This window comes from Modestobacter sp. SYSU DS0290 (assembly GCF_054050955.1).
Genome location: NZ_JBJHAI010000009.1, coordinates 94770 through 119938, shown reverse-complemented (window position 1 = coordinate 119938; position 25169 = coordinate 94770). Strand labels below are relative to the sequence as shown.

At 74.9% G+C, this 25169-nt stretch carries 20 protein-coding genes; 5 read left to right on the top strand and 15 right to left on the bottom strand.

Annotated features, from left to right (window positions below; all coding sequences use genetic code 11):
* Positions 1-270: 270 nt before the first annotated feature.
* The 3 genes from ACI795_RS10250 to ilvD form a co-directional block, all read right to left on the bottom strand.
* On the bottom strand, positions 271-3000 hold the full coding sequence (locus tag ACI795_RS10250; protein ID WP_457075391.1) for a putative bifunctional diguanylate cyclase/phosphodiesterase: 2730 nt from the start codon (positions 2998-3000) through the stop codon (positions 271-273).
* 56 nt (positions 3001-3056) lie between these two features.
* A complete protein-coding gene (locus ACI795_RS10245) occupies positions 3057-4997 on the bottom strand; it encodes a putative bifunctional diguanylate cyclase/phosphodiesterase (protein WP_457075390.1) in 1941 nt (646 codons plus the stop codon).
* A 77-nt stretch (positions 4998-5074) separates the two neighbouring features.
* Positions 5075-6796: a dihydroxy-acid dehydratase gene (gene ilvD / locus ACI795_RS10240; protein WP_457075389.1), complete on the bottom strand. Its 1722-nt coding sequence runs from the start codon at positions 6794-6796 to the stop codon at positions 5075-5077.
* Positions 6797-6895: 99 nt separating this feature from the next.
* Here ilvD and ACI795_RS10235 point away from each other — a divergent pair, with 99 nt between their 5' ends.
* Both ACI795_RS10235 and ACI795_RS10230 read left to right on the top strand, forming a co-directional pair.
* Complete coding sequence (locus tag ACI795_RS10235) at positions 6896-7720, top strand: helix-turn-helix transcriptional regulator (RefSeq protein ID WP_457075388.1); 825 nt, start codon at positions 6896-6898, stop codon at positions 7718-7720.
* A gap of 24 nt (positions 7721-7744) precedes the next feature.
* A complete protein-coding gene (locus ACI795_RS10230) occupies positions 7745-8107 on the top strand; it encodes a PH domain-containing protein (RefSeq protein WP_457075387.1) in 363 nt (120 codons plus the stop codon).
* A gap of 27 nt (positions 8108-8134) precedes the next feature.
* Here the strand turns inward: ACI795_RS10230 and ACI795_RS10225 are convergent, their stop codons facing one another.
* From ACI795_RS10225 to ACI795_RS10205, 5 genes are all read right to left on the bottom strand, one after another.
* A complete protein-coding gene (locus ACI795_RS10225) occupies positions 8135-9289 on the bottom strand; it encodes a branched-chain amino acid ABC transporter permease (RefSeq protein ID WP_457075386.1) in 1155 nt (384 codons plus the stop codon).
* The gene (locus ACI795_RS10220; protein ID WP_457075385.1) at positions 9282-10172 is read right to left on the bottom strand and encodes a branched-chain amino acid ABC transporter permease; all 891 of its coding nucleotides are present in this window, start codon (positions 10170-10172) and stop codon (positions 9282-9284) included. Before ACI795_RS10220 ends, ACI795_RS10225 begins: the two co-directional genes overlap by 8 nt.
* A complete protein-coding gene (locus tag ACI795_RS10215) occupies positions 10169-11758 on the bottom strand; it encodes an ATP-binding cassette domain-containing protein (protein WP_457075384.1) in 1590 nt (529 codons plus the stop codon). The genes ACI795_RS10220 and ACI795_RS10215 overlap by 4 nt, the downstream gene beginning before the upstream one ends.
* A 165-nt stretch (positions 11759-11923) precedes the next feature.
* Positions 11924-13177, bottom strand: coding sequence for an ABC transporter substrate-binding protein (locus ACI795_RS10210; protein ID WP_457075383.1), 1254 nt, complete (start codon positions 13175-13177; stop codon positions 11924-11926).
* 286 nt (positions 13178-13463) lie between these two features.
* Positions 13464-14420 carry a 2-hydroxyacid dehydrogenase gene (locus ACI795_RS10205; RefSeq protein ID WP_457075382.1) on the bottom strand — a complete coding sequence of 319 codons (957 nt, stop codon included), beginning with the start codon at positions 14418-14420 and terminating at the stop codon, positions 13464-13466.
* An 83-nt stretch (positions 14421-14503) separates the two neighbouring features.
* Between ACI795_RS10205 and ACI795_RS10200 the strand changes: the two genes are divergently transcribed.
* On the top strand, positions 14504-15664 hold the full coding sequence (locus ACI795_RS10200; RefSeq protein ID WP_457075381.1) for a PQQ-dependent sugar dehydrogenase: 1161 nt from the start codon (positions 14504-14506) through the stop codon (positions 15662-15664).
* Here ACI795_RS10200 and ACI795_RS10195 read toward each other — a convergent pair.
* From ACI795_RS10195 to gatC, 5 genes are read right to left on the bottom strand one after another with little or no spacing between them, the layout of a single operon-like run.
* Positions 15661-16209, bottom strand: coding sequence for a GNAT family N-acetyltransferase (locus ACI795_RS10195; protein ID WP_457075380.1), 549 nt, complete (start codon positions 16207-16209; stop codon positions 15661-15663). The two genes, ACI795_RS10200 and ACI795_RS10195, sit on opposite strands and share 4 nt — an antisense overlap.
* Before the next feature lie 19 nt (positions 16210-16228).
* Complete coding sequence (gene gatB / locus ACI795_RS10190) at positions 16229-17740, bottom strand: Asp-tRNA(Asn)/Glu-tRNA(Gln) amidotransferase subunit GatB (protein WP_457075379.1); 1512 nt, start codon at positions 17738-17740, stop codon at positions 16229-16231.
* Positions 17737-17952, bottom strand: coding sequence for a hypothetical protein (locus ACI795_RS10185; protein ID WP_457075378.1), 216 nt, complete (start codon positions 17950-17952; stop codon positions 17737-17739). Before ACI795_RS10185 ends, gatB begins: the two co-directional genes overlap by 4 nt.
* On the bottom strand, positions 17949-19472 hold the full coding sequence (gene gatA / locus ACI795_RS10180) for an Asp-tRNA(Asn)/Glu-tRNA(Gln) amidotransferase subunit GatA (RefSeq protein WP_457075377.1): 1524 nt from the start codon (positions 19470-19472) through the stop codon (positions 17949-17951). Before gatA ends, ACI795_RS10185 begins: the two co-directional genes overlap by 4 nt.
* Positions 19469-19768 (bottom strand): Asp-tRNA(Asn)/Glu-tRNA(Gln) amidotransferase subunit GatC, encoded by a 300-nt coding sequence (gatC, locus tag ACI795_RS10175; protein WP_457075376.1) that lies wholly within the window; start codon positions 19766-19768, stop codon positions 19469-19471. Before gatC ends, gatA begins: the two co-directional genes overlap by 4 nt.
* A 182-nt stretch (positions 19769-19950) precedes the next feature.
* On the opposite strand from gatC, the gene ACI795_RS10170 reads away from it, so the two are divergent.
* Positions 19951-20610 (top strand): ACT domain-containing protein, encoded by a 660-nt coding sequence (locus ACI795_RS10170; protein WP_457075375.1) that lies wholly within the window; start codon positions 19951-19953, stop codon positions 20608-20610.
* A gap of 10 nt (positions 20611-20620) precedes the next feature.
* On the opposite strand, the gene ligA is transcribed toward ACI795_RS10170, so the two are convergent.
* The gene (gene ligA / locus ACI795_RS10165) at positions 20621-22789 is read right to left on the bottom strand and encodes an NAD-dependent DNA ligase LigA (protein ID WP_457075374.1); all 2169 of its coding nucleotides are present in this window, start codon (positions 22787-22789) and stop codon (positions 20621-20623) included.
* A gap of 235 nt (positions 22790-23024) precedes the next feature.
* Complete coding sequence (locus tag ACI795_RS10160) at positions 23025-24227, bottom strand: DUF222 domain-containing protein (RefSeq protein WP_457075417.1); 1203 nt, start codon at positions 24225-24227, stop codon at positions 23025-23027.
* 221 nt (positions 24228-24448) lie between these two features.
* On the opposite strand from ACI795_RS10160, the gene ACI795_RS10155 reads away from it, so the two are divergent.
* Positions 24449-24829, top strand: coding sequence for a hypothetical protein (locus ACI795_RS10155; protein WP_457075373.1), 381 nt, complete (start codon positions 24449-24451; stop codon positions 24827-24829).
* Positions 24830-25169: the final 340 nt, after the last annotated feature.

Here is a 25169-nt window from a genome sequence, read left to right as displayed (position 1 = left end):
GACGATCTCCCTGGGCGAGGGTGGGGTGCTGCGGCGGTCGCTCGGTGGTCCGGCCGAGCGGTGCCCGGCCAACAAAAAACCCCTCGTGCCGTGGCACGGAGGGGTTGCGCGTCGGTCGGGAGGGACCGGCGCGCTAGCGGATCGCTACGAGACCAGGAGCGCGGAGCAGACGAGTGCGGGGCACGTCACCACTGTGCGCCCCTCCCGCCCGGGCGTCAACAACGTCGTCCCACCCAGTGGACAGCAGGCGCGGCGAACGTGGGACGCCGGTCAGCGCACCCCCGGCCCGCCGGCAGCCGCGGCCGGGTGCCCGTCGAGGAGCCCGGCGTCGAAGGCGTCGATCGTCGCGGCCAGCAGGTCGGGCGTGGTCGGCCGCCCGAGCAGGTGCCCCTGCAGGTACCGGCAGCCCAGCACCTGCAGCGCGGCCAGCTCCCCGGGGGTCTCCACCCCCTCGGCGACGACGTCGATCGACAGCCGCCGGCCCAGCTCGATGACCGTGTGCACCAGGGCGGCGCTGCGCTCGTCGGCCTCGATGCCGGCCAGGAACTCCCGGTCCATCTTGAGCACGTCGACCGGCAGCCGGGTGAGGTAGGCGAAGGTCGAGTAGCCGCGACCGAAGTCGTCCAGGGAGATGACGCAGCCCATGTCGTGCAGCGTCTGCAGATCGCCGTCGGCCCGGTCGGGCTGGCCGAGGAACAGCGACTCGGTGACCTCCAGCATCAACCGGCGCGGGGGCAGCCCGGAACGGGCCAGCGCCGCGGCCACGTCGGGGACCAGGCTGCCCGACTGCAGGTGCCGGACGCTGATGTTGACGCCCAGCTGCAGGTCCCGCCCCTGGCGCAGCAGCCCGGCGAGCTCGGCGGTCGACTGCTCCAGCACCCAGCGCTGCAGCGGGACGATCAGGCCGTCGTCCTCGGCGAGCGGGACGAACTCCGCCGGCGAGACCTCACCGAGCACGGGGTGGTCCCAGCGCAACAGCGCCTCCACGCCGAGCACGCGCCGCTCCACCGTGCCCACGACCGGCTGGTACACCAGCCGCAACTGCCCGCGGGACAGGGCGTCGGGCAGGTCCCGGGCCAGCCGGGTGCGCCGCCCGGTCACGCTGTCGGACGCCTCGCCGTGCCGGCGGACGCACCCCTTGCCGGCGGCCTTGGCCGCGCGCAGCGCCAGGTCGGCGTGCCGGATGGTCACCGGCACCTCGTCGGCCGGGTCCAGCTCGGTGACACCGACGCTGCCCGACACGTCGAAGACCAGGTCCGGGTCCGCGCCGGGGGTCGGCACCGACCGGTGCACCCCGGCGAGCTGGGCGACGACCCGCTCGGCCAGCGCCGTCGCCTCGGTCAGCCCGCCGCGCACCACGACCGCGAACTCGTCCCCGCCGAGCCGGCCCACCAGGTCCCGGTCGCGGACGGTGGCCCGCAGCCGGTCGGCGACCTCGACCAGCAGCAGGTCCCCCGCCTCGTGCCCGGCGACGTCGTTGACCGCCTTGAACCCGTCCAGGTCCAGCAGCAGCAGGCAGGTGGCCTCGCCCTCGGCGGCACGGCTGCGCGCCCCGGCCAGGGCCGCCATCAGCCGGGCGCGGTTGGGCAGCCCGGTCAGGTAGTCGGTGTAGGCCAGCCGCTCCAGCTCCAGCTCGCCGGCGCGCTGGGTGTCCACGTCGCGCAGGTGGAGCACCAGGCCGTTGGTGGCCCGGCCGGCCCGCTGCGGTGCGGCCTGGGGCGCGGCGCGCAGCGCCTCGGACGGGATGACCCGGACCGACTCGAACGGCCGCCAGCCTCCGTCGCGGGTGCGCAGCCGGAACGTGCGGCCACGGCACTCCTCCGGGTCGGCGGTGGCCAGCACGCGGACCAGCTCGGCGCGGTCGTCGGGGTGGACGAAGTCCAGCAGCGGCCGGCCCTCCAGGTCCCGTGCGGCCCAGGCCACCGGGCTCTGGCCGGCGCCGGAGGCCCAGGTGATGGCCCCGCGCTGGTCCAGCACGATGGTGACGTCCGCGGCGCTGTGCACCAGCGTGCGGAAGTAGGCCTCGGTGCGCAGCACCTGGCGGGTGAGCCGGGTGGCGTCGGCCGCCCAGAGCAGGGTCCGGACCAGGCTCGCGGCGAGCAACAGCCCGGTGGCCAGCGCCTCCGGCACGGTGACCGGGCGCCCCCCGGCCCAGCCGGCGAGCAGCAGCAGGACCACCCCGAAGACCAGGCTGCAGCTGACCAGCACCCCCACCAGCGGCGTGGCCACGGGGTCGGCGCCCTCCTCGGCGCCCGGCCCCGGGTCCGCGTCGAGCGCCAGGGTGGCGGCCGCCAGCATGCCCAGGAACGTCGTCGCGGTGAGGCCGTCCCAGCCGGGCGCGGGGTGGACGGCGGCGAGCGAGCCGCTGACCATGCCCACGGCCAGCAGGCCGAGCGCCAGCAGCAGCCAGCCGGCCGCCACACGCCGGACCGGGCCGACCGCCCCGAAGGCGACCAGCCCGCCGGCCAGCAGCAGCGCGCCCACCGCCGGGTAGCCCGAGGTCAGCAGCCGGTCGGCGCCCTCGGCGCCGGTGCCCATGGCCGCCGGCAGCAGCACCTCGACCAGCACGCCGAGGGCGGCCAGCGCCACGGCGGCGTCCAGCGCCACCTGCGCGCGCAGCCGGCTGCCCGTGGCGCGGACCAGCCGGGCGCACAGCAGCAGCGCGACCGGCGCCGTCGCGGCCAGCGCGAGGTCACCCGGACCGGCGGCCAGCGGGTTGATGCCCGCGCCGGTCACCCCGCGGACCAGCTGGCCCAGGCCCAGCAGCGCAGCGATCCCCGCCACGGTGCGCCAGACGTCGGTGGAGACCGCGTCGGGACGGCGGCGGTGCCGGTACAGCAGCGCGCCCACCGCCAGGCTGGTCAACCCGACCAGCAGCGGGCCGGCGTGGCTGGATCGACCGGGGCCCAGGGCGGCGAGCACCGCCACGACCACGGCGACGGCGGCCAGGAGGAGGAGCACCGCGGTGCGCGGCCACTCCCCCGCCGGCGGCCCCGCCACGCCACGACGCCACTGCGCCGGGGGGGCCGGCCGGCGCCCCGGGGCGGGGAGCGCGGTCACACCGCCCGCCCGACGAGACCGGGCCACAGCAGACCCGCACCGCCGTCCAGCAGCTCGGCGAGCGCGGCGAGCGGGACCGGCCGGGCGAGCAGGAAGCCCTGGGCGAAACCGCAGCCGATGCCCTCCAGGACGGCGAGCTGGCTGCTGGTCTCCACGCCCTCGGCGACGACGTCGATGCCCAGCCTGGCACCCAGGCCGACGACCGACTCGCACACCACCCGGGTGTAGGCGTCCCGGTCGACGGCGGCCAGCAGCGCCCGGTCGAGCTTGATCACGTCCACCGGCAGCCGGCCGAGCCGCGGCAGGGCGGACCGACCGCTGCCGAAGTCGTCGAGGGCCAGGTGCACCCCCATCAGCCGGAGCGCCGTCACGTCGTCGATCACGTGGGAGCCCTCCAGGGCCGCCTCGGAGACCTCCACGACGAGCCGCTCGGGCGCCAGCCCGCTCTCGGCCAGCGCGGCGGTGACGTCCGCGACGAGGGTGCCGGCGGCCAGGTGGGCCGCGGAGACGTTCACCCCGAGCTGCAGCGGGGCGGAGCCGTGCTGCGGCAGCTCCTGCACGCCGGTGGTGGCCGTGCGCAGCAGCCAGCGCTGCAGCTCCACCAGCAGACCGGCGCGCTCGGCGATCGGCAGGAACTCCTCGGGCTGCACCTCCCCGTGCACCGGGTGGCGCCAGCGCAGCAACGCCTCGACCCCGGCGACCCGGTGGTCGGCCAGGGACACGACGGGCTGCCAGACGAGTGCGAGCTCGCCGCGCACGCGGGCGCCGACGAGGTCACGGCGCAGCTGCTCGCGGCGGTCCCGGGCGGCGGCCAGCTCGGGGCGGTAACGGCGGACCGAGCCCGGGCCCGCGGCGCGGGCGTCGAGCACGGCGAGCTCGGCACGTTCGCCGGCCTGGTCCTCGGTGAGCGCGGACGACAGCGGCACCACGCCCACCGCTGCGGTGAGGTCGACCAGGCCCGCGTCGGTGCTGATCGGCCCCTCGATGACCGCCAGGAGGCGGGCGGCCAGCCGGTCGGGCTCGTCGCCGTGCCCGTGCGCGAGCACCCCGAAGCTCTCGGCGGCGATCCGGGCCACCTGGTCGTCGGTGCGGACGGTGGCCCGCAGCCGGCGGGCGAGCTCGGCCACCGCGACGTCCGCGACGTCCCGGCCGGCCTGCTCCCGGGCCTCCCGCAGACCCTGCACCTCGATGACGAGGAGGGCGACGGCGTCGGCGACCGCGTCGGCGGCCTCCGTGGCGGCCGGGCGCCCGAGCAGCCGCGCCAGCGCCCGCTGCTGGGCCGCCCGGTTGGGCAGCCCGGTGAGGGGGTCGGTGAAGGCGAGCGAGCTGAGCTCCTGCTCCCGGTCCCGCCGCGCGGTCACGTCCCGGCAGTGCAGCACCAGGGACCGCACGTCGGGGTCGGCTCGCAGGTCGCTGACCCCGGCCTCCAGCACCCGCCAGCCCGCGCCGGGCGCCGGCACCCGGAAGGTGTGCAGGCCGGCCGGACCGGGACCGACCGCCGGGGCGGCCAGCCAGGTGGCCACCGCCGCCGCGTCGTCCGGGTGCACGACGTCGGTCAGCAGCCGGCCGGGGAGCAGGGCGCCGGTCTCCGTCACGGCAGCCAGCCCGGGAGCGGCCCAGGCGACCCGCAGGGCGCCGTCCAGGACGAGCGCCGAGTCGCTGCCGGCGTGCACCAGCGACCGGGCGAACGACTCCGAGCGCAGCAGGCGGGCGACGGCGCGGGGCTGGTCCCGCACGGCCAGCCGACGGCGCAGCAGGCCCAGCGCGGAGCAGCCCAGCAGGGCGGCCCCGGCCGGCCGGGGCGGCAGCAGCCCGGCGAGGAGGGCCAGGCCGATCACGGCGACGGCGGCACCGAGGAGCAGACCGGTGGCCCGGCCGGTCAGCACCGGGGCAGCCGGCAGCGACCAGCCGGGTGCACGCCGGCGCCTGGACTCCACACCGTCGACTGTCGGCCCCCGACCCGCCCGGCCGAACGGTGCGCGGGGCGGGCCTCACCCCATGGGGGCGGCCGGGGTCAGCCGCAGACGGCCCCCTGCGCGGCCGACCCGACGAGCTTGGCGTACTTGCCGAGGACGCCGGTGGTGTAGCGCGGGGCGGGCGGCGCCCACCCGTCCCGGCGGCGGGCCAGCTCCTCGTCGTCGACCAGCAGCTCCAGGGTGCGGTTGGCCAGGTCCAGCCGGATCGGGTCGCCGTCCCGCACGAACGCGATGGGCCCGCCGTCGGTGGCCTCGGGCGCGATGTGCCCGACGCACAGGCCGGTGGTGCCCCCGGAGAAGCGGCCGTCGGTGAGCAGCAGGACGTCCTTGCCCAGCCCCGCGCCCTTGATCGCGCCGGTCACCGCGAGCATCTCCCGCATGCCCGGGCCGCCCTTGGGCCCCTCGTAGCGGATGACCACGACGTCGCCGGCCCGCAGCGTCCCGTCGGTGACGGCGTCCATCGCGCCCTGCTCGCCGTCGAAGACCCGGGCGGTGCCCTCGAAGACGTCGGTGTCGAACCCGGCGGACTTCACCACGGCACCGTCGGGGGCCAGCGACCCGCGCAGGATCGTCAGGCCACCGGTGCGGTGGATCGGCTCGCTCATCGCGTGGATGATCGCGCCGTCGGGGTCCGGCGGGGAGAGCTCGGCGAGGTTCTCGGCCATGGTCTTCCCGGTGACGGTCAGCGTGTCGCCGTGCAGCAGACCGGCGTCCAGCAGCGCCCGCAGCACCACGGGGACACCGCCGACCCGGTCGACGTCGGTCATCACGAACCGGCCGAAGGGCTTGACGTCGGCCAGGTGCGGCGTGCGGTCACCGATCCGGTTGAAGTCCTCCAGCGTCAGCTCGACCTGCGCCTCGTGCGCGATCGCCATCAGGTGCAGGACGGCGTTGGTGGAGCCGCCCAGTGCCATGACGACGGTGATCGCGTTCTCGAAGGCCTCCCGGGTCATGATCTGCCGCGCGGTGATGCCCTTGCGGAGCAGCTCGACCACGGCCTCGCCGGACTTCACCGCGTAGTCGTCGCGGCGGCGGTCCGGCGCCGGCGGGGCGGCGCTGCCGGGCAGGCTCATGCCCAGTGCCTCGGCGACGCTGGCCATGGTGTTGGCGGTGTACATCCCGCCGCAGGAGCCCTGGCCGGGGCAGGCCGCCTTCTCGATGGCGGTCAGCTCGTCGCGGGTGATCAGCCCCCGCGCGCAGGCGCCGACGCCCTCGAAGACGTCGATGATCGTGAGGTCCTTGTCGCCCAGCTTCCCCGGCAGGGTGGAGCCGGAGTAGAGGAAGACGCTGGCCAGGTCCAGCCGGGCGGCGGCCATCAGCATGCCGGGCAGCGACTTGTCGCAGCCGGCCAGCAGCACCGAGCCGTCCAGCCGCTCGGCGAACATGACCGTCTCCACCGAGTCGGCGATCACCTCCCGGGACACCAGCGAGGCGCGCATGCCCTCGTGGCCCATGGAGATGCCGTCGGAGACCGAGATGGTGCCGAACTCCAGCGGGAACCCGCCGGCGGCGTGCACCCCCTCCTTGGCGCTCTTGGCCAGCCGGTCCAGGGAGAGGTTGCAGGGGGTGATCTCGTTCCAGGACGAGGCGACGCCGATCTGCGGCTTGGCGAAGTCGTCGTCGCCCATGCCGACCGCCCGCAGCATCGCCCGGGCCGGGGCCTTCGCGTCCCCGTCGGTCACCGCCCGGCTGCGCGGCTTGATGTCGACGGTGGGCTGTCCTGCGGTGGTCTGCTCGGGGCGGTCTTCGACGGTCGTCACGCCGGCGATGCTAGGCGGCTCCGTCCGCCGTCCCCAGATGCAGTGCATGCTGGTACCAGCACCACCACCCATCTGGCCGCGTGCCCCGAGGAGGACCCCGTGCCCGGCACCCCGCGCGAGGAGCTCGCCGCCTTCCTGCGGTCACGGCGCCGCCAGGTCGACCCGGCCGCCGTCGGTCTGCCCGGCACGGGCTCCCGGCGCACCCCGGGGTTGCGCCGGGAGGAGGTGGCGCTGCTCGCCGGGGTGAGCCACACCTGGTACACGTGGCTGGAACAGGGCCGGGACATCCGCCCCTCCCGGCAGGTGGTCGACGCGGTGGCCCGCACCCTGCAGATGTCGGCGGCCGAGCACGAGTACGTGCTGCGGCTGGCCGGGCACGCCGCCGCCGCGCCGGCCGGCAGCGCCGGTGGGCTGCCGCCGCACCTGCACCGGCTGCTGGACGCGCTGGGCCCCTCCCCCGCGTACGCCATCACGCCCGACTGGTCGATCGTCGGCTGGAACGCCGCGTACGCACGCTTCTACCCCGGGGCTGCCGACGCCGAGGACGGCGACCGGAACCTGCTGTGGCTGGTCTTCACCGACCCCCGGGTGCGTGGCCTGCTGGCCGACTGGACCACCGACAGCCGGCGCTTCCTCACCCAGTTCCGGGCCGAGGTGGGCGGCCGGCTGCACGACCCCGCCGTGGTGCGCCTGGTCGCCCGGCTGGAGGCGGCCAGCGAGCACTTCCGGACCGGCTGGGCCAGCCACGACGTCGACCGGTTCACCTCCGGGGAGCGCCGCTTCTGCCACCCGGAGGTCGGCGAGCTGGTGCTGGAGCACCACCAGCTCTCCCCCGCCGACGCACCGGGGGTGCACCTGGTCGTCTACACGGCCGCGCCCGGCACCGACGCCGCCGACCGGCTGGCCCGTCTCTCCGCGGGCTGACCGGGGTCTGGGACCATCGCGGCCGTGGCGACAGCTCGGATGCGGATGAGCCGGACGGCGCTGCTGCCGGTGGGCCTGATGGCCTTCTGCGTGCTGCCGCTGGCCTCGGCCACGCCGTGGCTGCTGCTCCTGCTGGTCGTCCCGCTGGTGCTCGCCGCGTGGGTGCTGACCGTCGGCGTCGACGTCGGCCCCGACGGCATGACCGCCCGCTCGCTGGTGGGCCGGAGGCTGGTCCCGTGGCCCGAGCTGGCCGGGGTGCGGGTGGCCGAGGACCGGGCACTGTGGCTGGTCACGACCACCGGCAGCCAGGTGCGCCTGCCGGCGCTGCGGGCCCGGGACCTGCCCCGGCTGGCGGCGCTGACCGACGGGCGGATCCCCGCGCCCTGAGCCGCGGAGCCCGCCGTCAGCGGTGCCTCAGGAGCTGTCCGACCCGGTCGGGACGCCGGGGCGCACCTCGGTCCGCGCGTCGTCCGGGTCGCCGGCCGGCGCCGGTTCCGGCGGCAGGCTGCTGGTGTCCGGCGGCCGCCGCCGGTGGCGGAGCCGGTCGATCCCCCCGATGAGGCCGCCGCGGAGGAACAACAGCACGAGGATGATCGCGACCGCGTAGAGGAACCGGGCCAGCGTGCCGGCGTCGACTCCACCGGACCCGGGCAGCGCCAGGAACGGCAGCGCCGAGCTGTACTGCACGAGCACCAGCGGCAACGTCACCACGAAGACCGCGCCGATGACGGCGCCGGCGATGGTGCCCACCCCGCCCAGGACGATCATGATGAGGAAGTCGATGGACAGCTGGAACGTGAAGACGTCGGGTGAGATCCGCCCGTAGGCCAGCGCCATCAGCGCCCCGCCGATGCCGGCGTAGGCGGAGGAGACGATGAAGGCGGTCGCCTTCGCCCGGGCGACGTGGATGCCCATCGCCGCCGCCGCCGTCTCGCTGTCCCGCACGTTGGTCCAGGCGCGGCCGGTGCGGCTGGCCCGCAGGTTCCGGCCGATCCAGACGGCGGCCACGGCCACCACGAGGAAGACGTACCAGAGGCGGTGCAGCCCGCCGAACTCCACGCCGGCGACGGCCAGGTAGTCCGGGTCGGAGTTGCTGAAGCTGAACCCGGGGACGGCGAGCGCCTCGACGCTGCGGCCGTTGAAGCCACCGGTGACGTCCTCGACGTTGAGCATCACGTGCCGGGCCAGGAACACCAGGCCGAGGGTGGCCAGGCCCAGGTAGATGCCGCGCAGCCGCCCGGAGATGGGGCTGAACAGCGCGCCGGCGAGCGCGGCCACCAGGCCGCCCAGCACCAGCGCGAGCACCGGCGGCAACCCCAGCCCGGCCGCGCGACCGTCGACCGGGCCGGCCGCCCAGGCGTAGGTGTAGGCGCCGAGCGCGGCGAACGCCGCGTGCCCCAGGGACAGCTGACCGGCGGTGCCGACCAGCAGGGTGAGCCCGATCGCGGCGACGACCGCGGCCATGGAGAACAGCCCGGTCTGCAGCCAGAAGTCGGAGAGGAACAGCGGCAGCACCAGCGCGGCGAGGACGGCGAGCACCACGGGGAGGCGGCGCACCAGGTCAGACACGGACGGCCTCCTTCTTGCCGAAGAGACCCTGCGGACGGACCAGCAGGACCGCGATCATCACCACGTAGGGGACGACCTCCCCCAGGCCGCGGCCGAGGAACTCGAGGTGGGACTCGTAGCCGACCACCAGTGCGGTCGAGATCCCGATGACCAGGCCGCCGACGATCGCCCCCACCACGGAGTCGAAGCCGCCGAGGACCCAGGCCGGGATCGCGGCCAGCGCGGTGAGCGCCACGCTCGGCGCCACGCCCGGCGCGGGGAACGAGGTGAGGAAGATGCCGGCCAGCGCGGCCAGCGCGCCGGCGAGGGCCCACCCGGTCGCCCCGGTGCGGGAGAGCCGGATGCCCATCAGCGAGGCGGTGTCCCCGTCGCTGGCGGCCGCCCGCATGGCGACCCCCGCCCGGGTCCGGGCGAACAGGAACCACAGCAGGGCGAAGGCGACGAGCGCCACCCCCGCCGCGACCGCGCGGCTGGTCGGCAGGGTCACCGGCCCGAGGGTCACGACGTCGGCACCCCACGGCGCGCCGTTGGTGAGCACCCGGTTGCCGATCCGCCGGGTCAGCTCGGTGAGCAGCAGGACCTGCACCGCGAGGGTCAGGGTCGCCGCCGTCCCGGGGTCGGACTCGGCGAGGTTGCGCACCAGGACGGCGTTGACCAGCACGGCGAGCAGCGCGGCGCCGAGGACCCCCACGACGACCGCGGGCCAGAAGCCGATCGGCTCCTTGAGGACCGCGACCAGGTAGGCCCCGGCCAGCAGGATCGCGCCGTGCGCGAAGTTCAGCACGCCGGTCGCGGTGAAGACGATGACGAAGCCGACGGCGATCAGGCCGAGGATCAGCCCGTAGGAGACGCCGTTGGCCAGCTGGGTGAGCAGGTAGCTCATGCCGCCGCCGTTCCGAGGTAGGCGCGCAGCACCTCGGGGTCCCGCTGCACCTCTGCGGGCGTCCCCTCGGCGATGCGCTGTCCGAAGTCGAGGACCGTGATGTGGGCGGCCAGCCCCATCACGAAGGGCATGTCGTGCTCGACGAGCAGCACCGAGAGCCCGAGCTCGGACTGCACGGTCCGGATGACGGCCGCCATCTCCACCGACTCGCCGTGGGTCATGCCGGCCACCGGCTCATCGAGCAGCAGCAGCGTGGGCTCGCCGGTCAGTGCCCGGCCCAGCTCCACCCGCTTCCGGTCGCCGTAGGAGAGCGTGTGCACCTCGCGCTGCAGCAGGCGCTCGATGCCCAGCAGCTCGGCGGTCCGCCGGACCGCCTCCCGGTGCTCGCGTTCCTCCCGGCGTGCCCTGGGCAGCCGCAGCGCGTCGGACACCGCCCCCGAGCGCATCAGGTGGTGGCGCCCGACGAGCAGGTTCTCCTCGACCGTCTGCTCCAGGGCCAGCGAGATGTTCTGGAACGTGCGCGCCACGCCCAGCTCGGCGAGCCGGTGCGGCGGGCTGCCGGTCACCTCGACGTCGCCGTAGCGGACGCTGCCGCTGGTGGCCCGGTAGGCGCCGCCGAGGACGTTGATGCAGGTCGACTTCCCGGCACCGTTGGGGCCGATGAGCGCCTGGATGGTGCCGGGCTCGACGGTGAAGGAGACCTCCGACAGTGCGGTGATCCCGCCGAACCGGACGGTCAGCCGGTCGATCGTCAGCCGCTCGGGGCGGGCCCGCCCCTCCCGGTCGGCCGGCGCGGCGGCCGCTGCGGGGGTTCCGGTGGCGGCGTGGCTGCCGCTGGTGGCCGGCGCCTCGGTCACGCCCAGGTAGCGGCTGCGGATCTCGTCGGTGGCGGCGAGCTCCGCAGCCGGGCCCGAGGCGGTGACCGCGCCGGTCTCCAGCACGTACGCGCGGTCGGCCACGCGCAGTCCCATCGCGGCGTTCTGCTCGATGAGCAGCACCGACGTCCCCTGGGCGTGGATCTGGCTGATGATGTCGCCGATCTGCTCGACCAGCTGGGGTGCCAGCCCCAGCGACGGCTCGTCGAGCAGCAGGAGCTTCGGCGAGGTCATCAGGGCCCGGCCCATCGCCAGCATCTGCTGCTCGCCCCCGGACAGCAGCCCGCCGCGCTGGTCGCGCCGCTGGGCCAGGACCGGGAACAGCTCCAGGACCCGCTCGTGGGCCTCCTTGCGCGCCCGGGCGTCCCCGACGGTGTAGCCGCCGGCCTGCAGGTTGTCCTCGACGGTGAGGTCGCGGAAGATCCGGCGCCCCTCCGGCACCTGCACCAGCCCGGCGCGGACCGCCCAGGACGAGTCGTGCCGCGCGAGGTCCTGCCCGTCGAACCGGATCCGGCCGCCGGTGACCGCGCCGCCGACGCTGGCCAGGGACCGGGACACCGCCCGCAGGAGGGTCGTCTTCCCGGCGCCGTTGCTGCCGAGGACGGCGACGACCGAGCCGGCGTCGACCTGGAGGGTGACCCCGCGCAGCGCCTGCACGGCGCCGCCGTAGGTGACGGCGAGGTCCTCCACCATCAGGAGGGGATCGGGCACGGGCAACCTCTCAGCGGAAGGGGCGCCGGGCGCTGTGCGGTCCCGGCGGGGACGTCGCCGCCCGGGCCGCGGCACCGGGGGCGGATGAGCTCGGAGGGCGGGCGACGGGGAGCCGCCCACCGGCAGGGCTCCGGCCCGGGGCAGTGCCCGGGCCGGAGCCGGCGGTCACTCGAAGGTGTAGCTCTCCGCGCTGGGCCCGAGGATCGTGTCCTCCATCCGCAGCCCACCGGGCGCCTCGGCGTCGGGACGCAGCAGGTACACCTCGCGGAGCGGGGGCACCCCCTCCTCGGAGTAGTCCAGCGTGCCCGGGAGGATCCCGCCGGTGTCGAGGTCGGTGGTCTCCCGGATCCCCTCGACGATGCCCGCGGGCGTGAGGTCACCGGCCTCGCAGGCGTTCTCCATCGCCTCGCGCAGCAGCATGGCCTCGGCGTTGCCCGCCGGGATCTCCCAGCCCGCCGGGACGTCGGGAGCCGCCTCCTCGTGCAGCGCGACCGCCTCCTGGACACCGGGCTCGTCGGCGCTGTAGGGGGCGATGCTGCTCAGGAAGTAGAAGTTCTCCAGCAGGGCCGGGCCCGCCGGCCCGTCCAGGAGCGAGGGGTTGTAGGTCGGCGAGTTGCCCAGCAGCGGGACGTCGAGCCCCTGCGAGGAGAGGACGGCGGCGAGGGATGCCAGCTGGGCCGGTGCGGCGCCCAGGATGACGGCGGAGACACCTTCCTGCTTCAGCGCCGAGACCTGCGCGGACAGGTCCGTGTCGGCCGGCGTGATCTGCTGCGGCACGATCTCCAGACCGCGCTGCTGTGCCGCGTACTCGGCGCCGGCGAGCGAGTCGCCGCCGAGGTCGCCGGTGAAGTAGACGACGCCCACCTTGTCGCCCTCGGAGAGGCCGAGCTCGTCGACGAGGTAGTCGATCCCGTTGGCGCTCTCGATGCTGTACGTCGTGCCGGGGATGTGCGCGTTCGGGTAGTCGAGGACGACGCTGGACCACCCCATGCCGCCGACGTAGAGGTCGTCCTCCTCGGCCAGCGGCATCAGGGCCGCGACGACGGGCGAGCCGAGCACCTGCTGGAGCGCCGCCACGTTCGGCGCCATGCTGCGGTACAGGGCGACCGCCCGCTGCGGGTCGTACTGGTGGTCCTGGACCTGCACCTCGACGTTCCGGCCGCAGACGCCGCCCTCGGAGTTCACCTGGTCCCAGTAGGCCTGGATCTGGCTCACGTGCAGCGGGGCGCTGACGGCGAAGGGACCGGAGAGGTCGGTGAGGATGCCGACGCTGATCGTGTCGTCGGTCACGCCGTTGCCGGTCTGGACCTCGTCCCCGTCGCCTCCGCCACCGCTGGCCTCCGGAGCCTCGGTGCTGCATGCCGTCAGGAGGGCGGCACAGCCGGCGACAGCCAGCGCGGACCGGGTGCGGTGCTTCATGTGATCCCCTTCTCGACGGCGGGCGGACCCGCCGGACTGCCCTACCGGACGTCGATGTCTGGAGTGACTCAAGTCACAGCGAAGTTAGAGGGGATCGCGACGGGCGTCAAGGAAAGTTCTAGTGTCGTGATCGGACCGCGACCATCCGGCCTTCCGCCAGGCGGAAGACGGCAGCACGGAGCGGCCCGCAGCCGGGCGGCTGCGCGCGTACGAGCGGTGGGAGGCAGTGCGGCCCCGTCCCGGGGCTCGCCCCGAGCCCGCGAGGGGTGCGGAGGACGGGGTCCTTCTAGTAGTCGCCGACGACGTTCTGCAGCGGGCGGCCGGCCAGCACGCGCGCCAGCTGCTCGGTGACCGCGGCGGTCGCCCGGGCCTCGGTGTCGGGGACGTCCCCGCCCACGTGCGGGGTCAGCAGCAGCCCGGGGGCGGCGAACAGGGGGTGCCCGTCGGGCAGCGGCTCCGGGTCGGTGACGTCCAGCGCCGCGCGCAGCCGGCCCCGGTGCAGCTCGGCGAGCAGCGCGTCGGTGTCCACGACCACCCCGCGGGCGGCGTTGACCAGCAGGGCGTCGTCCTTCATCGCCGCCAGGAACGCGGCGTCGACCATCCCGGTCGTGTGCGGGGTGACCGGCACGATGAGCACCACGACGTCGGCGTGCGGCAGCAGCTCGGGCAGCTCGTCCATCGCGTGCACGCCCTCGCGGGCGGTGCGGGCCACCCAGGTGAGCTCGACGTCGAACCCGGCCAGCATGCGGCCGATGGCCCGGCCGATGTCCCCGGCGCCGATGACGAGCACCCGGGCACCCACCAGCGAGTGGTGCGTCGCGGGTGACCAGCGGCCGGCGTCCTGCGCCCGGGTGAAGGACGGGATCCCGCGCTGGGCGGCCAGCGTCGCGGCCACCGCCCACTCGGCGGTGGCCGGGGTGTGCGCGCCGCGGGCGTTGCAGAGCACCACCCGGTCGGGCAGCCGGCCGGCGAACTTCTCCGCACCCGCGCTGAGCAGCTGCACCAGGCGCAGGTCCGGCAGCGCGTCCAGCAGTCCCTCGGGCAGCCCGGCGCCACCCCGGGGCACCAGCACCTGGGCGCGGGCGGCCGCACCGGTGGGCAGGCCCGCGTCCGGGTCGAGGCGGTGCGCCGTCACGCGGGGCGACAGCGCCTCCACCGCCTCGGCGAGCGCGCGGGAGGGCACCAGCACGTGCAACGTCTCGTCGGGGGCGAGTTCCAGCAGGGGCGGCGACGTGTCCGGCACGGCTCCCGACCCTAGGCCGCAGCGGCCCCGGTGGCTCGCTCGGGCGGCCACACCGGTGGCGGGCGGGCCGTACTGTGGCGGGCGTGGGACGGCGGACGGCGCGCACGCGCACCGGGCTGGCCGGTGCCCTGCTCGCCTGCAGCCTGCTCGGCGGCACGGTGCTGACCGGGTGCGGCGGCGGGTACACCCCGTCCGGGCCGTTCCGGGAGAAGCCCCAGGGCCAGCCGCCGCAGGTCGGCCCGCCCCGGGAGAGCGCCCCCGCCCCCGTCCCCGGTCAGCCCTCCACGCCCGGCACCGGGCAGGAGCAGGCCGGCGACCCCAACGTCGTCGCCACCGGGCTCGCCGTCCCCACCGGGCTGGTGGTCCTGCCCGACGGCACCGCCGTCGTCGGTGAGCGGGACACCGGCCGGCTGCTGCAGGTCTTCCCCGACCGGTCGCCGGCGCAGGAGCTGATGGTCCTGCCGGTCGACACCGCCGGCGACGGCGGCCTGCTCGGGCTGGCGCTGTCGCCCACGTTCCCCGAGGACGGGCTGCTCTACGCCTATGTCTCCACCGCCTCCGACAACCGGGTCGTGCGCTTCCCGATCGGTGGCACGCCCAACCCGGTCCTCACCGGCATCCCCCGCGGCGAGGTGGGCAACGGCGGCGGCCTGGCGTTCGGGCTGGACGGCACGCTCTACGTCGGCACCGGCGACACCGGCGACGCGGCGCTCGCCGCCGACCCGGCCTCGCTGGCCGGCAAGGTGCTCGCCGTCGACGTCTTCGGCCAGCCGGTCGGCGCCGGGCCGGTCACCTCCCGTGGCCACCAGGACGTCACCGCGCTGTGCGTCGGCGCCGACGAGCGGGTGTACGCCACCGACGAGGCGGTCACCGGCCCCGACGCGCTGGACGCCGTGCGTCCCGACGGCGACGTCGGCCCGCAGGGCACCCGCCCGGTGCTGGAGGTGCCCGCAGCCGAGGGCGGACTGGGCGGCTGCGCGGTCAGCGGGCCCTACGTGTTCCTCGGTGCGCTGGACGGCGAGCGGGTGACCATCGTGCAGCTGGACCAGGCGGGCCGGCCGGTCGAGGAACCCCAGTCGTTCCTGGAGGGGCGCTACGGGCGGCTCCGCAGCGTCGCCGTCGACCCCGCGGGCGCACTGTGGATCACCACCTCGAACCGCGACGGCATCGGCGAGCCAGCCGAGGACGACGACAAGGTGCTGCGGGTGACCCCGCCGTCGTCGGAGGCCAGCTCCCCGGTCTAGCGAGGCCGGACGAAGCGGTGGACGACGTGATCGGGCGGGTCGATCGGGTTGTCCGGTGTCAGCTCGCCCGCCGCGTACCAGGTGCCGCCGGCCCGCTGCAGCGCCCGCCAGGACGCCTCGTTGCCCAGCGCGACCGGCACCAGGACGTCGTCGGCCTCGGGGTGCTCGGCGAAGCCGAGGGCGACCGCGGCGGCGATCATCGCGGCGGCCAGCCCGCGGCCGCGGGCCGCCGGCTCACCGATCAGGTAGTCGATGCTGAGCGCGCCCGGCGGGACGGGGCACACCGCGGTGAGCTCCGCGACGTGCTCCGGGTAGTCGGCGAACGCGTAGACCTGGACCAGTCCGAACGGCGCACCACCGTGCACCCCCAGCAGCACCCGGGTGGGCTCGGCGCCGTCGACGCAGGGACCGAAGTCCCGCTCGACGGCGTCCGGCGTCCACTCGTGGTGCCACCAGCGCGCGACCAGCGGCTCGGCCAGCCACCGGCCGACCAGCCCGAGGTCCGCCCGCGTCAGCGGGCGCAGCTCGACGGCCGGCAGGTCCACGCCGGCCACCGTAGGCCGGTCAGGAGCCGAGCACCCGCTCCTCGAGCATGCGCTTGACGGTGGGGGCGTCGGCCTTGCCGCGGGTGGCCTTCATGACCTGCCCGACGAGCGCGCCCAGCGCCTGCACCTTGCCGGCGCGGACCTTCTCCACGACGTCGGGGGCACCGGCGATCGCGGCGTCGACGGCGGCGACCAGCTCGTCGGACTCCCCCATCACCGCCAGCCCCTGCGCCTCGACGACCTGGGCCGGGCCGCCCTGACCGGCGAGCACGCCGTCGAGGACCTGCCGGGCGAGCTTGTCGTTGACGGTGCCCGCGGTGATGAGCCCGGTCAGCTCGGCCACCTGGGCGGGGGTGATGGCCAGCTGGTCCAGCTCGACGCCGAGCTCGTTGGCCCGGCGGGCGAGGTCGCCCAGCCACCACTTGCGGGCCTCAGCCGGGCTGGCCCCGGCGGCGACGGTCTGCTCGACCAGGCCGAGGGCACCGGCGTTGGCCAGCCAGGTCATCTCGGTGGCCGAGGCGCCCCACTCCTGCTGGAGCCGGGCCCGGCGGGCGGCCGGCAGCTCGGGCAGGGCGGTGCGCAGCTGCTCGACCCACGCGGCGTCCGGGGCCAGCGGCACCAGGTCGGGCTCGGGGAAGTACCGGTAGTCGGTGGCCTCCTCCTTGCTGCGCCCGGGCGAGGTGGAGCCGGTGTCCTCGTGGAAGTGCCGGGTCTCCTGCCGCACCGTCCCGCCGTCGTCCAGCAGGGCGGCCTGACGGCGCATCTCGTACCGGACGGCTCGTTCGACCGATCGCAGGGAGTTGACGTTCTTGGTCTCCGTGCGGGTGCCCCACTCGAGGCTGCCGGCCGGGGCCAGGGAGGTGTTCACGTCGCAGCGCAGGTTGCCCTGCTCCATCCGCACCTCGGAGACCCCGAGGGTCAGCAGGATCTCGCGCAGCTCGGTGACGTAGGCGCGGGCGACCTCGGGCGCCTTGGCGCCGGCGCCCGGCACCGGCCGGGTGACGATCTCGACCAGCGGGATGCCCGCGCGGTTGAAGTCGACCAGCGAGTGGTCGGCGCCCTGGATCCGCCCCGTGGCGCCGCCGACGTGCAGGTTCTTGCCGGTGTCCTCCTCCAGGTGCACCCGCTCGATCTCCACCCGGTACGTCTGCCCGTCGACCTCGACGTCGAGGTGGCCGGCGGTGCACAGCGGCTCGTCGTACTGGCTGGTCTGGAAGCCCTTGGGGATGTCCGGGTAGAAGTAGTTCTTCCGGGCGAACCGCGACCAGCTCGCGATCCGGCAGCCCAGCGCCAGCCCGATCCGGATGGTCGCCTCGATCGCCGCGACGTTGGCCACCGGCAGCGAGCCGGGCAGCGCGAGGCAGACCGGGCAGGTCTGGGTGTTCGGCTCGGCACCGAACGTGGTGGAGCAGCCGCAGAACATCTTCGACGCCGTGCCCAGCTCGACGTGGGTCTCCAGGCCGATCACCGGCTCGTAGCGGGCGACGGCGTCGTCGAACTCGACCAGCCGGTCCGTCATGGTGGCGGTCACTCCTTCTCCTCCGGGTAGCTGAGCTCGCCCTGCACCCGGGTCTGCTTCGAGGTGGGCGCGGTGCGCCCGGTGAACCAGGCGCCGACCGCGGTGAGCAGGCCCAGCACGATGAAGACCGCGAAGATCGCGCGGCCGGTGACGGCCCACAGCACGATCCCGGCGACGATCACGAAGGCGGTCAGCCCCCAGGCGGCCTTGAGCGGGCCGTTCACGCCGGGGTCCCGGCCGTCGTCGGGAGCTCGTCGAGCAGGCGATGGCCGCGGGCGGCGTCCTGGGCGGCCTCCAGCGCGGCGGCGACCCGGTAGCAGCGGTCGTCGGCGAGCGCGGGCGCCATGACCTGCAGGCCGACGGGCAGGCCGTCGGCCAGGCCGCTGGGGACCGAGATCGCCGGCAGCCCGGCCAGGCTGGCCGGCAGGGTGCAGAGGTCGGCGGCGTACATGGCGATCGGGTCCTCGACCCGGGCGCCCAGTGGCCAGGCGACGGTGGGGCTGGTCGGGCTGACCAGCACGTCGACCCCGGCGAAGGCGGCGGTGAACTCGCGGGCGATCAGCGAGCGGACCTTCTGCGCCTGGCCGTAGTAGGCCTCGTAGTAGCCGCTGGACAGCGCGTAGGTGCCCAGGATGATCCGGCGCTTGACCTCCGGGCCGAAGCCCTGCTCGCGGGTGAGTGCCATGACCTCGTCGAGGTCGTGGCTGCCGTCGTCGCCGACCCGCAGGCCGAACCGGACGCCCTCGTAGCGGGCCAGGTTGCTCGACGCCTCGCTGGGGGCGATGAGGTAGTAGGCGGGCAGCGCGAGGTCGAAGGACGGGCAGGAGACCTCGCTGACCTCGGCGCCGAGGCTCGCCAGCAGGTCGATCGCCTCGCGGGTGCGGGCCAGCACACCGGGGTCGTAGCCCTCGGTGTGCCCGTCCCCGCCGAGCTCGCGGACCACACCCACCCGCACGCCGCTCAGGTCGCCGGCGGCGCCGGCGCGGGCAGCGTCGGCCAGCCCGAGCACGGGTGCGTCGATGCTGGTCGAGTCGCGCGGGTCGTGGCCGCCGATGACCTCGTGCATGAGCGCGGCGTCGAGGACCGTGCGGGCCATCGGGCCGGCCTGGTCGAGGCTGGAGGAGAACGCGATCAGGCCGTAGCGGGACACCGAGCCGTAGGTGGGCTTGTGCCCGACCAGGCCGGTGACCGCGGCGGGCTGGCGGATCGAGCCGCCGGTGTCGGTGCCGATGGCCCAGGGCGCCAGGTGACCGGCGACGGCGGCGCTGGACCCACCGGAGGAGCCGCCGGGGATGCGATCGTGGTCCCACGGGTTGCGGCTCACGCCGTAGGCGGAGTTCTCCGTGGAGGAGCCCATCGCGAACTCGTCCATGTTGGTCTTGCCGAGCAGCACGGTGCCGGCCTCGGCGAGCCGGGTGGCGATCGTCGCGCTGTAGGGCGGCCGCCAGCCCTCGAGGATCCTCGAGCCGCTGGTCGTGGGCACGCCCTCGGTGACCACCAGGTCCTTCAGCGCCACCGGCACACCGGCCAGCGGGCCCAGCTCGGTGCCGGTGGCGCGCGCCTCGTCGACGGCGGTGGCGGCGGCCAGCGCGGCCTCGCCGTCGACGTGCAGGTACGCGCCGAGGGCGCCGTCCTCGGCGCTGATCCGGTCGAGGTGGGCGCGGGTGACCTCGGCGGCGCTGACCTCACCGGCGGTCAGCCGCCGGGAGAGTTCCGCGACGTCGAGGGTGGTCAGGTCGCTCACTCGGACTCCCCCAGGATGCGCGGGACACGGAAGCGGTCGTCCTCGGCGGCCGGGGCGGCGGCGAGCACGGCCTCCCGAGGCAGGCTCGGGGTGACCTCGTCGGCGCGCAGCACGTTGGTCAGCGGGACGGCGTGGGTCATCGGCGGGACGTCGCCCACCGCGGCCTCGCCCACGCGGGCCACTGCGGCGAGCACCTGGTCGAGCTGCCCGGCGAAGCGGTCGAGCTCGTCGTCGGTCACCGCCAACCGGGCCAGGCGCGCCAGGTGCGCGACGTCGTCCCGAGAGATGCTGCTCATGCTGTCGCGGGCCCCACTTCGTCGACTGTCCATCCACTGCCTCGTTCGGCTTGTCAACTGTACGTGGGGCGTCGTGCGGACCCGTGCGAGCCGGGCTTGGTGCAGGCGCCCGCATGCGGGAGGCTGCAGGTGCCCGCGATCGACGGAGATCGGCCTGCACCTGACGGCACCGGAGGGTCGACGTGTCCTACCTCTTGCGGCTGGTCGTGCCCGACCGGCCCGGCATCCTCGGCGCGGTGTCCACCGCGCTGGGTGAGGCCGGCATCGACATCGTCTCCGTCGACGTCCTGGAGCGCGGCAACGGCGTGGCCGTGGACGACATCGTCGTCGAGCTGCCGCCCGAGCGGGTGGCCGACAGCCTGATCACCGCGGTCACCGCGGTCGACGGGGTGCAGGTGGAGTCGCTGCGTCCCTTCGCCGGGCCGCTGGACACCCACCGGGAGCTGGACCTGCTGGAGGCCCTCGCGCCGGCCGGTGAGGGCACGGCCAAGGTGCTGGCCGCGGAGCTCCCGCGGGTGTTCCACAGCGGGTGGGCGGTGGTGCTCACCGGCTCCGCGGCGGACGTGCGGGTGCTCGCCGCCTCCGACGCCGCGCCGTCGCTGGAGGGCGTCGCGATGCCGTGGCTGCCGCTGACCGGGCCGCTGCTGCTGCCCAGCGAGGCGGAGTGGGTGCCGGCGCGCTGGCAGGAACTGGCGGTGGAGATGATGGCCGCGCCGCTGGACGGCGGCCGGGCGGTGCTCCTCGGCCGGTCCGGCGGCCCGGCGTTCCGGCGCTCGGAGCTGCTGCGGCTGGCGCACCTGACCGGCATCGCCGCGACCGTCGCCCGGATGCCCCCGGCCTGAGTCGCGCGGCTCAGTCCTCGGCGCTGCCGTCGCCGATCGTGGCGACCTCGCGGGCGGCGTCCGGCCCCTGCTCGAGCAGCACCTGGAACCCGTCGTCGTCCAGGATCGGCGCCTTGACCTGCACCGCCTTGTCGTACTTGCTGCCCGGGTCGGCCCCGACCACGACGAAGCCGGTCTTCTTCGACACCGACCCGGTGACCTTGCCGCCGCGCTGCTGGATGGCGGCGATCGCCTGGTCACGGCTGTGGTCGCGCAACGACCCGGTGACGACGACGGTGACGCCGGTGAGCGGGCCGGGGCCGGCGTCCTCGCCCTCGTCGGCCATCCGGACCCCGGCCCGGCGCCACTTCTCCACCACGTCGCGGTGCCAGTCGACGGCGAACCAGTCACGGACCGCGGTGGCGATGGTCGGGCCGACGCCCTCGGCGGCGGCCAGCTCGTCCTCGCCGGCGGCCATCAGCCGGTCGATCGAACGGAACTCCCGGGCCAGCGCCTGCGCGGCGGTGGGGCCGACGTGCCGGATGGAGAGGGCGACGAGCACCCGCCACAGCGGGACGTCCTTGCGGGCCTGCAGGTTGGCCAGCAGCTTCTGCCCGTTGGCCGAGAGGGTGCCGTCCTTCTTGGTGAAGAAGTCGGTGCGGCACAGCGCGTCCTCGTCGAGGAAGAAGACGTCGCCCTCGTCGGTCAGCAGGTGCGACTCCAGCAGCGCGATCGCGGCCTCGTAGCCGAGCACCTCGATGTCGAAGGCGCCGCGGCCGGCGACGTGGAAGACGCGCTCGCGCAGCTGGGCCGGGCAGGACCGGGAGTTCGGGCAGCGGATGTCGGCGTCGCCCTCCTTCTCCGGCCGCAGCTCGGTGCCGCACTCGGGGCAGTGGGTGGGCATGACGAAGGCCCGCTCGTCGCCGGTGCGCGCGGCGACCACCGGACCGAGCACCTCGGGGATGACGTCACCGGCCTTGCGGATGACGACGGTGTCGCCGATGAGCACGCCCTTGCGCTGGACCTCGCTGGCGTTGTGCAGCGTGGCCAGCTGCACGGTGGAGCCGGCGACCTTGACCGGCTCCATGTAGGCGAACGGCGTGACCCGGCCGGTGCGGCCCACGTTGACCCGGATGTCGAGGAGCTTCGTCGTCGCCTCCTCGGGCGGGTACTTGAAGGCGATCGCCCAGCGGGGGGCGCGGCTGGTCGAGCCGAGCCGCCGCTGCAGCGCGACCTGGTCGACCTTGACCACGACACCGTCGATCTCGTGCTCGACGGAGTGCCGCTGGTCGCGGTAGCGCTCGATGTAGCCCCAGACGGCCTCGAGGTCGTCGACGACCTCGTAGCGCCCGCTGGTGGGCAGGCCGAGCTCGCGCAGCCGGGCGTAGGCCTCGGACTGCCGCTCGGGCTGCCAGCCGTCGTGCGCGCCGATGCCGTGCACGATCAGCTGCAGCGGCCGGGAGGCGGTGACCTTCGGGTCCTTCTGGCGGAGCGAGCCGGCGGCGGCGTTGCGCGGGTTGGCGAACGGGGCCTTGCCCTGCTCGACCATCGCGGCGTTGAGGTCGGCGAAGGCGGCGACCGGGAAGTAGATCTCCCCGCGCACCTCGAGCCGGTCGGGCAGGTCCGCTCCGTTCAGCTGCTGCGGGACGTCGCGCATGGTGCGCACGTTGGCGGTGACGTCCTCACCGGTGGTGCCGTCGCCGCGGGTGGCCGCGCGCACCAGCCGACCCTTCTCGTAGAGCAGCGCGACGGCCAGGCCGTCGATCTTGAGCTCGCAGAGCCAGCTGACGCCGGTGCCTGCGTCCCGCTCGACCCGGGCGGCCCAGGCGGAGAGCTCGTCGGAGGAGAAGACGTTGTCCAGGCTCTGCATCCGCTCCAGGTGCTGCACCGGGGCGAACGTGGCGGTGAAGCCGCCGTTGACCTTCTGGCTCGGCGAGTCGGGGGTGACCAGCGCCGGGTGGGCCGCCTCGATCGCCTTCAGCTCGCCCAGGCGCTCGTCGTACTGGCCGTCGCTGACCAGCGGCGCGTCCTGCACGTAGTAGGCGAAGGCGTACCGGTCGAGCTCCTCGGACAGGTCGCGGTGCCGGGTGCGTGCGTCGTCGGGGACCTCGGTGAGGTCCGCCCGGTCGACGGCCGCCTCGACCACGGGCTGGTCGGGCCCGCCCACCACGTCCTGCTCCACCCCTACCTCGGTGCTCACGCGGGAAACCGTAACCGGCGGGTCCGACGGGAGACGGCGGTCGCCACCGCGTCATCCGCGGGGTGCGCCCCGGTCGATCCGCAGGGGTGCGCCCCGGTCACCCGTGGTGGCCTGCCGGCGCCTCCGAACGCCCCCGGTCACGGCAGCGGGCAGCGGGCAGCGGGCAGCGGGCAGCGGGCAGCGGGCAGCGGGCAGCGGGCAGCGGGCAGCGGGCAGCGGGCAGCGGACCATCGCATCAGGTGAGCAGTGGTCCGATGAAGATCTCGGTGCCGTCGGGGCGAAAGGTGCGCCATCGCCCGTCGGGTTGTCGCTCGACCCGGAACCCGTGATGCACCTTGGTGTGATGCCGTTCGCACAACAGCGCCGAGTTGGCCAGGCTGGTCTCGCCGCCGTGCAGCCAGTGGATGACGTGGTGCACGTCGCACCACCAGGTCGGGGCGCCGCACCCGGCGAAGACGCAGGACTTGTCGCGCCGTTCGACGGCCTTACGCAGTCCGGGGGTGACCACCCGGTGGTCCCGCCCGAGGTCCAGCGGAGTGCCGTCGGGGCCCATCACGATCCGGGAGATGCTCCCGTCGCAGGCCAGGTAGCGGGCGCGTGCCGCGGAGATCATGGCCCCGAACCCCATCTCCGCAGCGCCCGCGCCGGTGGCCGGGTCCACAAGGTCCTCGACGTCGATCCCGACCACGACATGCGGCTTCACCGTGCGCAGCGTCGGCAGGTTGCCGCTCGCCAGCTGGTTGTCGCACAGCTGAACGAACGCGTCGGCCTGCTGCTGGGCGCGGGTGCGGGTGTCACCCTTCGGGCGGTCGGCCTGCACGATCGACTCGATCGCCGCCTGCACCTTCTCACCCCCGACCGCGTCCAGGTCGAAACGGCCGGTGATGCTGCCGTCGGCGTGCTTGGCGATCGACAGCCGCCTCCCCTCGGTGGGGTCCGGCTCGGGACCGTCGGGGTCCAGCGCGGCCTCGAACAGCGCGACCGCGGTCTTCAACGACTCATGCGGCGCACCGGCGGCGATCACCGCCCAGGTTCGATCGAACTCCGCGAGGTCGATGCCCTGCTCCTGGGCCTGTGCCACCTCACCGGGGCCGACCTTCTCCGCCACCACGTTCACCTGCGCGGCGGACACCGAACCCACGGCGAACCCCGCCGCCAGCGCCGGGAAGGACTCCAGGGCACGCCCGGCCCGGAGGATCCGCGACGCCTCGACCGGCGCCAGCCGGGCGTGCCCGATCAACCACGACCGCATGCTCTTCAGCGCATCCCGCTCGCACGCCTGCGTGCTCTCCGCGTGCCGCACCGTGCGGGTCAGCTCCGCGTCCAACCGGTTCCGCACCGCCACCAGCACCGCCGTCCGGTCCAACACCTGACCGTCGGACAGCCCGTGCAGCCCCTCCCCGGCCAACGCAGCCAGCGCCGCATCCAGCTCACTCAGGCCCTCGGCCGGCAGCTCCGCGACCACATTCGGCGCAACGGCGTCCAGCGTCGCCGACCGGCTCACGGACACCTCCCACCAATTCGAACGTGCGTTCGAAGTCTACCGGCGACCGACAACGTCGACCAGTCGAATGTCCAGGTCAAAGGCCCGTCCACAGATGCGACGAGGACCTTGACGACAGCCGGGCGAACCGTTCACCAGTGGGCCACCATGGACCCATGGACCAGCAGTTGACCCGGGCGCTGGCCCCCGTGCTCGCCGACCTGGTCGCGACCGGCGTTCCCCTGCCGCGCATCGAGGCGAGCGACTGGACGGGGGACCCCGGCCGGGCCGGCGCGATGCTGTGGAGCGCCGACGGGAGCGGCCAGGGTGTCGCCGTCACCCTCGGTCAGCCCTACGCGGAGCAGGTGGTCAAGGCGGCCGACTCCGTGCAGGAGTGGGCCATCGAGGCCCTGTGGGGTTCCCGACCCACGAACTGGCCACCCTGCCCGCGGCACCCGGCCACGCACCCGCTCGCCCCCGCACTCCGGGACGGCGAGGCAGCGTGGACCTGCCCGCGCGACGACGTCCCCGTGTCTCCCGTCGGCGGTCTCGGCTGAGACCGCCCCCTTATGGACGAGCGGGTTCTACGCGGAGCGCTCGGACGGCGACTACGGAGTGAAGTGTCTCCCCGCCACCCGCTTCGTCGCCTACCGTGGCCGGGTGACCATCGGCCCGGCGTTCATCCCCAGGGCTGTTGCGCGCGGTGGGCCACTTGACGGCAGCGTTCTCGGCGACTCTCCACCCACGGAGTTCGAGGTCGTGATGGCTGATGGCTCGCACCATGTGTACGTCGTCACCGACGATTGGTCCGAGGATCCGCCTGGTGTTCGCGCACGGGTGTACGACTGGCGTGGCCGACGGGGCGGCCCTCAAGCCAGTCGAGCCGCTTCCGTGTAG